General features: G+C 43.7%; 10 protein-coding genes and 1 tRNA gene. 6 read left to right on the top strand and 5 right to left on the bottom strand.

Annotated features, from left to right (window positions below; translation table 11 throughout):
• From R7Z47_RS03985 to R7Z47_RS03975, 3 genes are all read right to left on the bottom strand, one after another.
• A tRNA-Cys gene (locus R7Z47_RS03985) sits at positions 1-74 on the bottom strand.
• 205 nt (positions 75-279) lie between these two features.
• Positions 280-1,734, bottom strand: coding sequence for an ATPase RavA stimulator ViaA (gene viaA / locus R7Z47_RS03980; RefSeq protein ID WP_033907023.1), 1,455 nt, complete (start codon positions 1,732-1,734; stop codon positions 280-282).
• A 9-nt stretch (positions 1,735-1,743) separates the two neighbouring features.
• Complete coding sequence (locus R7Z47_RS03975) at positions 1,744-3,405, bottom strand: ATPase RavA domain-containing protein (protein ID WP_213911964.1); 1,662 nt, start codon at positions 3,403-3,405, stop codon at positions 1,744-1,746.
• Between the two features lie 269 nt (positions 3,406-3,674).
• Between R7Z47_RS03975 and R7Z47_RS03970 the strand changes: the two genes are divergently transcribed.
• From R7Z47_RS03970 to R7Z47_RS03950, 5 genes are all read left to right on the top strand, one after another.
• Positions 3,675-4,190: an NUDIX hydrolase gene (locus R7Z47_RS03970; protein ID WP_054579018.1), complete on the top strand. Its 516-nt coding sequence runs from the start codon at positions 3,675-3,677 to the stop codon at positions 4,188-4,190.
• Between the two features lie 22 nt (positions 4,191-4,212).
• A complete protein-coding gene (gene ltaE, locus R7Z47_RS03965) occupies positions 4,213-5,217 on the top strand; it encodes a low-specificity L-threonine aldolase (RefSeq protein WP_213911966.1) in 1,005 nt (334 codons plus the stop codon).
• Positions 5,218-5,295: 78 nt separating this feature from the next.
• Positions 5,296-5,616: a c-type cytochrome gene (locus tag R7Z47_RS03960; protein WP_262606489.1), complete on the top strand. Its 321-nt coding sequence runs from the start codon at positions 5,296-5,298 to the stop codon at positions 5,614-5,616.
• A gap of 212 nt (positions 5,617-5,828) precedes the next feature.
• Entirely contained in the window at positions 5,829-7,361 is a 1,533-nt protein-coding gene (yfcC, locus tag R7Z47_RS03955) for a putative basic amino acid antiporter YfcC (protein WP_005387492.1), read from the top strand.
• A gap of 110 nt (positions 7,362-7,471) precedes the next feature.
• Positions 7,472-8,467, top strand: a complete 996-nt coding sequence (locus tag R7Z47_RS03950; protein WP_238842856.1) for a succinylglutamate desuccinylase/aspartoacylase family protein — start codon at positions 7,472-7,474, stop codon at positions 8,465-8,467.
• A 207-nt stretch (positions 8,468-8,674) separates the two neighbouring features.
• Here the strand turns inward: R7Z47_RS03950 and R7Z47_RS03945 are convergent, their stop codons facing one another.
• Positions 8,675-9,208 (bottom strand): lipocalin family protein, encoded by a 534-nt coding sequence (locus R7Z47_RS03945; protein WP_017820207.1) that lies wholly within the window; start codon positions 9,206-9,208, stop codon positions 8,675-8,677.
• Between the two features lie 307 nt (positions 9,209-9,515).
• Here R7Z47_RS03945 and R7Z47_RS03940 point away from each other — a divergent pair, with 307 nt between their 5' ends.
• The gene (locus R7Z47_RS03940; RefSeq protein ID WP_170893256.1) at positions 9,516-9,896 is read left to right on the top strand and encodes a cystatin domain-containing protein; all 381 of its coding nucleotides are present in this window, start codon (positions 9,516-9,518) and stop codon (positions 9,894-9,896) included.
• A 59-nt stretch (positions 9,897-9,955) separates the two neighbouring features.
• Here R7Z47_RS03940 and R7Z47_RS03935 read toward each other — a convergent pair whose 3' ends face one another.
• Positions 9,956-13,012, bottom strand: a complete 3,057-nt coding sequence (locus R7Z47_RS03935; protein WP_262606491.1) for an SMC family ATPase — start codon at positions 13,010-13,012, stop codon at positions 9,956-9,958.
• Position 13,013 lies beyond the last annotated feature (1 nt).

Genomic DNA, 13,013 nt, shown 5'->3' with positions numbered 1-13,013 from the left:
TGGAGGCGCCTCCCGGAGTCGAACCGAGGTCCACGGATTTGCAATCCGCTGCATAGCCACTCTGCCAAGGCGCCTTTTTTATTACGCTTCAGGGCTCTACCTCGTTGCGTTGGTGGCTACTTTACGGATTGAGAGAAGATAGTCAAACAAAAATATTTCATTTTCTGTTCGTTTGATTTCTTTTAAGTCAATTCGACCAAAGTTCGATCTTATTGGCTTAAAACGAAGCAATATAAATCTCGCTTTCAGTTCGTTTTGTCCCATGAAACATTAAAGCGTTTAATAGTTACTGACCCTTTTTAGCAATCTTCCCACAACATTAGGGTGATAAGACCAAGTGTGATCAAACATCGACATTAATGCAGGATTTCCGTATTTCGATAAGCTAATCGCGTGAAAACGGTTTTTCTTCGCTTTGAGCGCATCCACTTTGGCCAGTAACTCGTCTTGTTGTTTTGGCGCAATAAAGTCGGAAATGACTACCATGTCTGCGTTTTTATATTTATCACCGCTCATCAAGTCGATAGATTTAATCAAAGTTGGCTCTAGGTCTGTACCACCATGGAAGCTATAAGTTAGAAAGTCCGCCGCCTCGCGCAGACCATCTTGTTTGGTTAGTTCGTAGGTAATGTGTTCCGTAGAAAAAATAATGACATAGCAATCACGTTGCTCTGCTAGTGCGATTTGCATCAGAGCATAAGCCATGGCTTTGGCGCATTGCTCAGGAAAGCCACTCATGGAACCGGACGCGTCCACACAAACAATGAAGGGGCCTTTTTCGATATCTACCGCTTTATGGTCAGGTCGGTGAGCTTTAACTTTACGTAACGTGCGCGATTTGCCTTGTGTACGATAGTTCATGAGCCGTTTATCAACTAAGTGTTTATAGAACACAACTTCAAGTTCAGGATACGCCAAAAACATCGTTTCGTTGGGAAGTAGCTTATTTAGATCATCGCTTTCGTGAATACCGACAATATCATCCGTCGCCTCATCACTTTTCTCTTCGACCAATTGAAGTTCTTCAGTGGGCGCACGATTTAGTTCAGGATCATTTACTTGCCCCGCCATACGACCGAGTTGCTCCGCAATTTCTTGCAAGCCTTGGTGCTTCTTCAGAAACTCAGCATGGCGTTTCATCACCGTTAAGTCTGTTTTACTCAACTTGGCAGATGCCATATCCCACAGGCGCCCTACACTTTCAGCATCACCCGACTCCGTGACTTTATCCATATTACGCATGGTTTCCATACGTTGATACAGGTCATTCAGCACCTTTTCTTTATTGGCTTCAAGCTCGCTTACTTGCGCTTGTTTTATTGCATCGGTGAGGCTTTGGTACCATTGGTCACAAAAGTAATGTGGGAACATAGGGTTATTCATCCCTTTGTTCTTTTCCATCATTCGGCGAGCTTGCATATAAAACGCAGAGTGCCATTCCAGCTTTTTAATCACATCTTCGATGTTTTCAAAAAACGCCTCTTCATCCCAATGAATAACCTCTTGATATAAAGACAGCTCTTGTTGGAAACGCTCTGTCTCACATACCTTGGTGATCCGTTTTTTAACGCTGCCTCGCCACTTTAACAAGTGACCTTTGACCGAAGATTTAACACCTCGGTTTTCTGCCATCATCATGACTTGTGAACGAGCCATCAAATCATTAACTGCGCTATCGATGATGCCAGAGTCGGCCACCATCAGCGCGAGGTTAAGTCCGTCTGCACCTAGCATGTCGTCTCCTTATGAGAAAAACTGATGTAAGTTTTTAAAGCGTTGGATAACTTTTTCACTTTCTGCTTGGATTGATTCAAGTCTCTGACTTACCTGTTGCAGACTCGACTCCATTAGGCGGGGTAGTTCAGGATCAACAAAGCTATGCGGAAGCGCATCATGAAAGTTCGCTTTCACCTTACGCATATGGTGTTCTGCCTCACTAAGCTGATTTACGGCTTTTTCGCTCTGCGTTAACCACTTTTGGTAGAGCTCTACATCCAAGCCCTCTTGAGTCACTAGGCTAACCAGAATGCCTCGGTTCGCGATATCACGGATAACTAGGTTATTCGCCGCGTCAACGTCAAATCGTAAACGGCACATGTTGGCGTTTTGATTGACGTAACCATACACATCACCGCTTCCCTCTTTAATGACTCGATCTAACTCATCTTTGGGTACATAAACCCAGCGGCTATCACCTTTTTCTGATTCTGAAACCGACATGTTGCTTTGCAAGACCACCAATTTAACTAAGTTAACGGCTGCGCCAACTTTGTACATCTTGGCTTTAGAGGTATCAAAGCGCATGGTTTCTTTACGCAAAATACCCGTTGCCGCTTCAGACGTTAACGTCATGCGGTAGGCATCTTCAAGTTCATGTTGAACATCAACCAAAGACTCTCGGCAGTACTCAATTTCCTGCTCCGCGTCTTGTTGATCAAATGCATGTTTTAAGGCGAACTCTTGAACCACTTCACGTACCACATCTCGCGATTCAGGACTGTTCCATAAACAATCTTGCAGCAGTAGAAGGTCAAGCGGATTGATTTCATCGCGACCATTAAAAAACGCGCTCGCTTTTAACAACTTCACGGCTTTCTTCCAGCGGCGGTCAGAGACATACATGTCGGTATTGGCCACATCACCAAACTGAGCTTCAACTTTGGCTTCTAACATCGTTTTAAGCTGGAAAAGCTTTTCGAATGCATTGTCGGTTAACGTCAATTTGTCGAGCTGTTGTTGCCATTGATGATATTCTTCATCAGTTATCGCTAGGCCTTCTGGTACTTGTGCCTCTTGCGATGTGCCCACAGTCAACATCGACTTAAAGTTTTGTTTATTCTGAATTCGATTCACAAACACACGCACCAACATGCGGTCGTAGAGCGCATCCAATCCACTATCTTCATCGGGTAATTCATTGGAAGCCGATACCAACAAGCGCATTGGCACACGCTCGATATCGCTGCCATTTTTGAATGTTTTCTCATTAACCACTGTCAGCAATGTATTAAGAATTGCAGGGCCCGCCTTCCAGATTTCATCCAAAAATACGACTTGTGCAGTTGGCAAATACCCTTTAGTTAAGCGAACATAACGGCCGTTGTCTTTTAGCTCTTGGATACTCAGTGGCCCAAACACCTCTTCAGGGGTTGAGAAGCGCGTCATCAGGTATTCGAAGTAACTGCTGTTATCGAACGCTTGGATGAGTCGTTTGGCAATTAAGCTTTTTGCAATACCAGGGGGGCCTAAAAGAAAAACACTTTCACCAGCAAGTGCAGCAAGAAGGCAGAGCTTGATCGTATGTTCACGCTCATAAACGCCATCCGTTAACGCTTTCGCCAATTTATTGATGCGTTCTGAGAGAAGCGCTTTTTCGGCATTTGAGGCAAATAAGGTTTGTGTCATACGTTCTCCGGCTGCTGAAGTGGTATTGCGTTAACATTTTTATACACTTGTTATCACTTTGTTACAAATGTATTTTGTCGAATTCCCCTTATAGCAGATGCTTTTCCCCATCTTGACGAAGCAATCAAAGTTTCCATTTATGAGATATTGCTCACTTAAAGTGCAAACGCTTTCGTCGTGTTGCAGTATTTTTTGCTTTTGTTTCCCACCATTTGTGGTTAATGTCGAAAAACGTCAAAAATGCGGTAACAGCTAGGGTTCATAACTGCATGAGCAAGATAATTCATAAATGGAAGCAAATTTCTCTGATTGAAGAAGACGTTATGCTTCCTACAGGACAGGCAATTACGCACACCACAATCCATCATCCGGGTGCTGCGGTGATTCTCCCTATTACAGCGGAGGGTCACATTGTCCTTGTCCACCAATTTCGGCCTTCACTTAATAAATGGCTATTGGAACTGCCTGCTGGTACCAGAGAAGGCAACGAAGAGCCACTCTGCTGCGCCAAAAGAGAGTTAGAGGAAGAAACTGGGTTTAGTGCAGAGAAATTCACGTCTCTCGGCCAAGTCACCCCTCTTGCCGGATTTTGTGATGAGATACAGTATCTATTTGTTGCCGAAAAGCTCAATAAAACAAACCGTTACGAGTGCGATGAAGACGAAGTGATTGAGGTCGTCACCTTGTCAATCAAGCAACTCGAAGAAAAGATTGTCGATGGCACGATCACCGATGCCAAAACGATCGCTTGCTTAAGCAAAGCGCGCCTTTGCGGATATATTTAGGACTTTGACCAAGGAGACATTCATGGATTTTCGATCAGATACCGTTACACAGCCCACCCAAGCCATGCGAGAAGCCATGTTTAAGGCCCCCGTTGGGGATGATGTTTATGGTGATGACCCTACGGTCAATGAGCTTGAAAAATTTGCTGCGCAGCTTGCTGGTTTCGAAGCAGCTTTGTTTACCACTTCAGGCACTCAAGCCAATCTGCTCGGTTTAATGGCGCATTGCGAGCGGGGAGATGAATATCTATGTGGGCAACAAGCACATAACTACAAATACGAAGCTGGTGGCGCGGCGGTTTTGGGATCAATTCAACCTCAACCAGTCGAAAATAACCCAGATGGCACGCTACCATTTGATAAACTGGCTGCTGCGATTAAACCAGATGATTGTCACTTTGCTCGCACTAAGCTTCTCAGCTTAGAAAACACAATTAATGGTAAAGTGCTGCCTCTGTCTTACTTAGCAGAAGCTCGTGACTTCGTGAATAAACATAACTTGCAGATGCATCTAGATGGCGCTCGCGTTTTTAATGCAGCCGCTGCGCTTGATGTTCCGGTAAAAGAGATCGGTCAGTACTTTGATTCAATGACTATCTGTCTGTCGAAAGGTCTGGCTGCCCCTGTTGGCTCGCTACTGCTTGGTAGCAAAGACTACATCGCAAAAGCACGTCGCTTAAGAAAGATGGTCGGCGGTGGTATGCGTCAAGCGGGTATTCTTGCCGCAGCAGGCAAACTTGCCCTTACCGAACAAGTGGAACAGCTAAAACAAGATCACATCAACGCAAAAACCTTAGCGGAAGGTTTAGCAGAACTGCCTGGTTTTTCAGTCAACCCTGAATTTGTTCAAACGAACATCGTGTTCGCGAAGCTTGATCCTCAAGTGGACATAGTAAGTATCGCTGCGAAACTAAAGGAACAAAACATCACGATAACCCCTGGAAATCCAATTCGTTTTGTAACTCATAAAGATATTTCAGCGAAAGACATCGACACTTTCTTATCAAGTATAAAATCTCTACTTTAATTTGATTTTGATCATCGAGCTTCCCCTAAGGGGAAGCTTTATTGTATCGGCATGATTTTTAGCGAATAGATAACCTCCATGCTCAGATTTGTACTTCGAATCTCTTTTATTTTCTCTTCCGCTATCCATGCCGAGCCGTTTGGTGATGCTGATAAAGGTAAAATCAAATCACCTAGCTGTGTCTATTGTCACGGTGTTACAGGCATCGCAACGAACAACACCTATCCAAGCCTTGCTGGTCAAAATGCTCAGTACCTTTACAATGCAATGAAATCTTATCAAGCCGGTGAGCGTAAAGGGCCACTTGCAGAAATGATGGCAGCACAGTTAAAAATGTTAAATGATGAAGACCTTCGTGATGTCGCTGCTTTTTATGCAGAACAGACAGAAATCAAGTGATTAGATCACCTGTAGATGTACTATGAAAGCTCGTGAATCATCCAAACTCAACGCATATTGAAACATTAACCCAACATTTGACCACAAAACAATCAAATTAACTTCACTTCAAATATTTGATGAATTTATAGTTCAAAATAAGCATTAATATTGACTTTTTATTCTATTTTATCGATATTTCATGCTTTATTGAATTTGACGTGAAGTAAGTTATGTCTCACACACATGCGCAACCAGCAGACTCGGTTGCTACCCCTAAGTCGTGGCAGATGCCAGATACCCTCATTTTGATCTTCATTGTTGGTATTCTTGCTGCGATTCTTACCTACTTAATTCCTGCTGGTCATTTTGATAGCCAACAGGTGACCTACATGGTCGACGGTGCAGAAAAAACTCGCACAGTTATCGATCCTTCTTCTTTCTCTTATGCAACCGACGAAAACGGTGAACTGGTTTACAACAAGGTTGGCCTGTTTGCTTCTGGTGGTGGCATTGGTCTGATGAACTTCCCTTTCGAAGGGCTAGTTTCTGGCTCTAAATGGGGCAGCGCAATCGGCGTGATTATGTTCATGTTGGTTATCGGCGGTGCTTTCGGCGTTGTAATGCGCACAGGCACAATCGATAACGGTATCCTGCGCCTTATCGATAAGACCAAAGGTAACGAAGCGCTATTCATTCCAGTGCTATTTTTGCTGTTCTCGCTAGGCGGTGCGGTATTTGGTATGGGTGAAGAAGCCGTAGCGTTTGCGATTATTATCGCGCCGCTTATGGTTCGCCTTGGTTATGATGGTATCACTACGGTAATGGTTACCTATGTTGCGACTCAAATTGGCTTCGCTACTTCTTGGATGAACCCTTTTTCCGTCGCTATTGCGCAAGGCATTGCGGGTGTACCTGTTTTATCCGGCATGACAGTACGCATGGGGTTATGGGCTGGCTTTACGTTAATCGGTATCGCTTTCACAATGATCTACGCCGCTCGTGTGAAGTCAAATCCTAAACTTTCTTACAGCCATCGCACAGACCAGTATTTCCGTCAGCAAGAGCTTGGCAATCAAGATTCTCGTTGGAACCTAGGTGACACACTCGTTATCCTTACGGTTATTGCGACCACGGTGTGGGTCGTTTGGGGCGTAGTCGCTAACGCATGGTACATCCCAGAAATCGCGTCTCAATTTTTCACTATGGGCTTTGTTGTCGCGATCATCGGTACGATTTTCCGCCTGAACGGTATGACGCTGAACTGCGCAGCTGATGCATTTAAAGAAGGTGCAGCTATTATGCTTGCACCTGCCCTATTAGTGGGTTGTGCAAAAGGTGTATTGTTGATCCTTGGTGGTGGTACAACTGATGAAGCGAGTGTACTGAACTCAATTCTAAACAGTGCTGGCGGCGTGATTAGCGGGCTTCCTGACGTGGCTGCGGCATGGTTAATGTATGTATTCCAATCTATCTTCAACTTCTTCGTCACTTCGGGCTCTGGACAAGCGGCACTAACGATGCCTCTACTGGCCCCTCTGGCAGACATTGCAGGCGTTACACGCCAAGTGGCAGTTTTGTCATTCCAACTTGGCGATGGCTTTACTAACGTTATCGTCCCTACTTCGGCATCTCTCATGGCAACGCTTGGTGTCTGCCGTATCGACTGGGGTGACTGGGCAAAATTCTGCTGGCGATTTATTCTATTACTCTTTACCCTATCAAGTATCGTCGTTATCGCAGCTCATATTATGGGTTTTGCGTAAAACGAAACCAATTGGTAATTAAGGCGAGACATGTTCTCGCCTTATTAATATTCATGGTATGACGACGCTAAGGTTTTAGATTAGCTTATGGTTTTGGAGTGGTAACTTTAATGGCAACACAATTTCTCGATGACGTGATTCAAGGTCATCAAGTGATTCAATCTCTCAATGTAGCAGGCCTAAATTCGGGCGAGCATAAGTTTTGGTTTCGCATCGCAACGAATGCTCTCTCTCAGTGGCAACACCTACCTGTGCTAGTGTTCAAAGGTGAAAAACCTGGCAAGAAGATCATGATTACCGCAGGGGTTCATGGTGATGAGTACAATGGTGTGTTAGCAGCGCAGAAAACTGCTCGAGAGCTCATCGGCACTGAAGTCGCTGGTACTGTCACTATTGTTCCAACCATTAACATGCCAGGTATGCTAAACCACAGCCGCGATTTCTATTCCGCAGACCCTGATGCGTCTCCTGCAAACTTAAACCGCTTTTTTCCTGGTGACCAAAACGGCAATGAGGCCCAACGTTACTTATATGCATTGTGGAATGATTTGCTCAAGCCAAATGCTGATTTAGCCATTGACCTTCACACTCAAACCAGTGGTGCGGCCTATCCACTTTACGTGTTTGCAGATTTCCGAATCGACCAATCATTAGAAATGGCTCGCCTCATTAATCCTGATGCGATTTTAAATGATCCTGGAGATGCTGGCGTCCTTGAAACGGTCTGGAATAACCATGGTGTCCCAAGTATTACTGTTGAAGTAGGTATGGGGCGATATACCGAGCAAGAGCTCATCAGTCGAACTGTAACAGGCATTTTTAATGTGCTGAAAAAGCATAACATTGTTGAAGGTGATATGGACCCTATTACGTCATGCTTGGAAGGAAACGAAATCGTCAGTGTGAAAGCGACACACGGCGGCTTTGTACTGCCTCATGTCAGTTTGATGAATTTTGTCGAGCAAGGCCAACTTCTTGCGATTCAATACGACAGCTTTGGCGCTGAGATTAAACGCTACACCGCCCCAACAAGCGGCACAGTACTTAGCCACAATGTTGAATCTATTCGAGCACCAGGTTCCCTGATCGTTCGTTTGATTAAGTAAACCATAACCGTTTGTTGATAGATCAACCTTTCGACGCTCACTCAAATTTATATAAGCCCCATCACGAGTAATCACAAATGATGGGGCTATATCCATTTTGACCACATTAAGTTACGCGGTAACAAATTACTGTTAAGCGAAATGACAAACTGAGCTCTTAATTAGGAAGCTTCCCCTCTGTCCGCTTTTTCAGCCACGCTGATGAACTTAAAGCTGTCTTTGTTTCTCTTGTTCAACAAAAATGAGCTCGTCTATAGCGAAACCTTTCTCTTTAGCTACGTACTTAAAGCGCTCCACTACTTTCTCATCAACGTTAGGCGTTCTAGACAGTAGCCACAAATAGTCGTGGTTGTAACCGGAAACAAACGCATAGTCATAGTTTTCACCTAGCTCAAAAACAATGTAAGAAGAGTATATTGGCCCAAAAAAGGAAACCTTTAAGTGTCCAACCGTTTTATCTTCAACAAAATAAGCTTTGCCTTCAGCTTCTGACCACTGTCGCTCTTCTTCGGAATATCCACGGTTTATCACCTTAACCCCACCATCCTCGCGAACCTGATACTCAGCGGTAACGTTGGATAAGCCTCGCTCAAATGAATGGTCTAGGCGTGCAATTTCGTACCACTTACCTAGATATGGCTCTAAATCGAAATTATTCACGGGTTCCACCCCATCCGGCTTCGAGGTACAACCAAATAAAGTTGCAAGTGACAAAAGTAAAAATATTTTTATCGATTTCATACAACACCTAAATTTTAATTAGTGATTGATTTTACTCTAGAAGATAACAAATCGATCACTAAGCCGCACCATCGCCCTAATAGGGACACATCACAATTCTTCATCATCAATAGCGCGCTGAACACCGAAACCTCGTCATCTCAGCAAATCGTTAACAAGATTGCTCTATTTTTGACTTACAAGCTGACCATGCTTGTATATTTTGTCAGCATTTAACCCTATGCATATAGAAACTTTGCACAACATAGACATTCGTAGGCATATCACCCTCCTATAATACGTTGCGTTATAGACAGAGGTTATTGTTATGAAATTAAAAACAGTGTCAGTTTGTGCACTTTTGGTGTTACTTGCAGGTTGTCAGCAGGAAAAGCCGAGCGAAACGACACAATTAACGACCTCAGCAGATGTATGTAATGCACAAGGAAACATGCCAGGTGGGTGGAATGAGTTTAACGCGACCCCTGATGCACAAAAGGCAATGGCCTTTGTTTTAAAGAAAATGGACACAATAGCGTCGTTTAAACAAATACTGAATGTTCACGCGCAAATCGTTAGCGGCGTCAACTATGCTATTGAGTTTGAATTGGATGATGGTTCTGTTTGGAACACGATTGTTTATCGCAACCTCGATGGCGAATATGCGATTACCCAATCGCCAAAAGAAGGCTACTTTTGCGAACAGTAGCGACTTAGTCAGAAAGCCCCTAACAATAGGGGCTTTTTGATCTAACAGTAGTCACTGAATTAGACAGCGAAGCGACATTGAGATTTAATCGACACCGTTGAACCAAGTCTTGATGGTTCAACATCAATCCTCTGCGCCATTTGCTCTTTCAGCTCAGAAACGTGAGAAATAACACCGATCATGCGCCCAGTCTGTTGCAGGTCCACTAGTGTTTGAATAGCAAGATCTAAAGACTCTGGGTCTAAACTACCGAAGCCCTCATCAATAAATAAAGTGTCTAAACGGATACCGCCACTATAGGATTGCACAACATCCGACAAACCAAGTGCCAGAGCAAGCGCTGCCATAAATGATTCACCGCCGGAAAGTGTCGCAACATCACGCGTTTTTCCTGTGTAGCCATCTTCAACCATTAAATCTAAGCCGCGACCCGCAGCGCCTTTGAAGCCCTCTGTTTTTCGAGCAAGAATATAGCGCCCTTTACTCATAAGGCTTAAGCGTTGAGAGGCCTGAATCAGCACATCATCCAACAGTACACCAAGAACAAAGCGATGTAGGCTAACCCTGCTGCCTGTTTTACCGCTAGCAACGTCGTACAACGTACCAAAGATTTTGTATTCTTCTTCTAACTTACTATTTTTCTCATGCAACACGGCAATATCTTTACGAACCTTTTCAAGGCGTTCAAATATTGAGCGTGTGGTATCAAGTTGATTCCTTACTTCAATATATTGCGCCTGCAGAGTGGTTAACCTGTCGTTAAACGACTCTAAATTAGGCCTTTCAAGATCTTTCAATGCATGATTTAAATCATGTAGTGTTTGCTCAAGCTTGGTTTGTGCCTGTTTGAAGCTGTCTATTTCTTGCTGCCAGGCTTGAAGTTCATCATCTCCCACTCGACTACTTAGATAATGGCTTTCATCTTCAAATTTACTCGCCTGTAGTGCCTCATTCCACGCTAATTCTGCTTGGCTAAGTTTTTGCTCTGACTCAGATAACCACTGCTTGTTCGTCGCTAAGTGACTTTCCGCATTTGATTTCTCCAATATCGCTTGCTGCAAAGCGTTTTGCGCCTTTTCTAAGCCTGTGTTCAAACTCAGAATTTGCTCTTTTGTCAGCAAAATTTCACGTTCAAGCAAGTCAGCGGAACTGTATTTTGGGTCAATAAAAGCTTGTAATTGAGCCAATTGTTCTTGGTTCGCTTTAACGGTTGATTCATTTGCCGCCATTTGATTCTGCAGCTCATGAATTTTATTTTCACCCACGACGCAGCGTTGATTAAGCTGTTCAACGTTCTTTTCTAGCTTTTCAATATCAATTGCTTGTAGACGTAGGAGTTGAGCATTGATCGCTTGCAAATCATTTTGAACCGTCGAGATCTCAGATGTAGCATACTCACCCAACTCCTCTTTCAACTGGTTACACTGATTCTGATACTGACTAATGACAACGTTATGTTGTTCTAGCTGATTGCTTAGTTGGTTCAACAAGGTTTGAGCTTCTCGCTCTTTCGCTCTAGCCGCCTGAACTTGCTCTTTTGTAACGGCTTCTTCAACAAACGTTGCGGGGTTAGGATGCGTTTCGCTACCACACACCGGGCATGCTTCACCTGCTTTTAGTCGCTGCGCTAATACTGCTGCTTGAGCGCTGTGCCACTTAAGCTCTATCGTATCAGCGTCTTGTTGACACTGCATATAGCGCTGACTGGCTTCGTTTAGTGACTGCTGCTTACCTACAGTTAGCGCATTGAGTTTAGAGAGCTCTAAAGTAAGATCATGCAGCTTTTTTAGATCCTGTAGCAGCCGTTGTTTTTGTTTTATTTCCGCATCGATGCTGCCAATAAGCGCAACATCAACTCGTGCTTTCTCTAGCTCCTTCTGTCCCTGCTGGGCCTGTAACGTTAACTTATCTTTTAGTTCTATGTACTGTTTTAACGTTGCTTCAAATTGTTGTTTTTGTTGATAACCCGCCGTTATTTTACTTTCCAAATTGTCTTTCTCGACCAACTTGTTTTTCATACTTTCAAGCTGATACTGCAGTTGCGTTAACTGCGGGACCTTTGCCGCGGCCTCTTTTGCACTTTGCTGCAAGTTTTCTTGTTCTCTCGCAACGACATGAGCTTTTTCGAGACTCTCTTTCAAAGCTACGATTTTTTGCCTAAGCTCTTGCGTTTGAGCTTTTGCATTTTGTAATGAGACGTAGGGCAACTCTATCTTATTGGCATTTTTAGCGTTTTCTAATTGCTGTTGACGAGCTTTTATCGAATCTGAGTGTTCTAGATGCAGCTTGAGTGCGCTTTCTGCTTGCTCTCGTTTCGAAAACTCTCCATTCAAGGTTTCCGCTTTTTGCAATTCAGATTTAGCAGTATTGAGCTTATCTAACGCTGCTTGCTCATTCTGTTTATCAGACTCTAATAGCTTAGTTACTTGTTCCAGTTGTTGTAATAGTTCTTGTTCAGAACTCGCTTCTGCAACTTGTAAAGCACCTCGAATTTGATTATCAAATTCGCCTTTCGCTTTACTAATTGCACTCGCTTTATCTTTGAGCGCGTACTCAATTTTTTTATATATGTCAGTTTGAAAGAGTTGGCCAAAAATTTCTTCACGCTCTTTAGAGCTAGCAAGCAACAGTTCTCGGAATTTTCCTTGAGGCAACACCATAACTTGACGAAATTGAGTTTCATTCAAGCCAATAATATTGCTAACTTCAGTTTTAACCTGAGTCGTCTTGCTGGTGATAAGCGTTTCAGTCTCACCGAGTTCATAAAGAGCAGCAGTGTGCTTTTTAATCGTCATCCCTTCACCACGGGCCTTGGGCGCTTCCTGCTCAGGGGATCGAACAACTCGGTATTGTTTGCCGTGTAACGAAAATTCGAGAACTACTTCGGTTGGTAAATCTTGCGCGGATAAGTCACACCGCATCTGAATACCTTGTCGCTCATTACCTGTGGTTTCACCATAAAGGGCGAAGCAAATGGCATCTAAGATCGACGTTTTACCGGAACCTGTAGGACCATTAATCAAAAATAGAGGGTTACTGCCAAGCTTCTCAAAATCAATGATTTCAGTTTTTGCAAACGGACCAAAGGCTTGCATGATTAGTTTAATTGGTTTCATC

The sequence above is a fragment of the Vibrio sp. 1641 genome, assembly GCF_033339995.1.
GTDB classification, from domain to species: domain Bacteria; phylum Pseudomonadota; class Gammaproteobacteria; order Enterobacterales; family Vibrionaceae; genus Vibrio; species Vibrio alginolyticus.
This window is presented reverse-complemented; position numbering and strand designations above follow the sequence as displayed.

Coding starts and splice junctions, on each gene's coding strand:
- yfcC (WP_005387492.1), top strand. CDS start 5,829: ATGTCTCACACACATGCGCAACCAGCAGACTCGGTTGCTACCCCTAAG.
- R7Z47_RS03945 (WP_017820207.1), bottom strand. CDS start 9,208: ATGAAATCGATAAAAATATTTTTACTTTTGTCACTTGCAACTTTATTT.
- R7Z47_RS03940 (WP_170893256.1), top strand. CDS start 9,516: ATGAAATTAAAAACAGTGTCAGTTTGTGCACTTTTGGTGTTACTTGCA.
- R7Z47_RS03975 (WP_213911964.1), bottom strand. CDS start 3,405: ATGACACAAACCTTATTTGCCTCAAATGCCGAAAAAGCGCTTCTCTCA.
- R7Z47_RS03935 (WP_262606491.1), bottom strand. CDS start 13,012: ATGAAACCAATTAAACTAATCATGCAAGCCTTTGGTCCGTTTGCAAAA.
- R7Z47_RS03950 (WP_238842856.1), top strand. CDS start 7,472: ATGGCAACACAATTTCTCGATGACGTGATTCAAGGTCATCAAGTGATT.
- R7Z47_RS03970 (WP_054579018.1), top strand. CDS start 3,675: ATGAGCAAGATAATTCATAAATGGAAGCAAATTTCTCTGATTGAAGAA.
- viaA (WP_033907023.1), bottom strand. CDS start 1,734: ATGCTAGGTGCAGACGGACTTAACCTCGCGCTGATGGTGGCCGACTCT.
- R7Z47_RS03960 (WP_262606489.1), top strand. CDS start 5,296: ATGCTCAGATTTGTACTTCGAATCTCTTTTATTTTCTCTTCCGCTATC.
- ltaE (WP_213911966.1), top strand. CDS start 4,213: ATGGATTTTCGATCAGATACCGTTACACAGCCCACCCAAGCCATGCGA.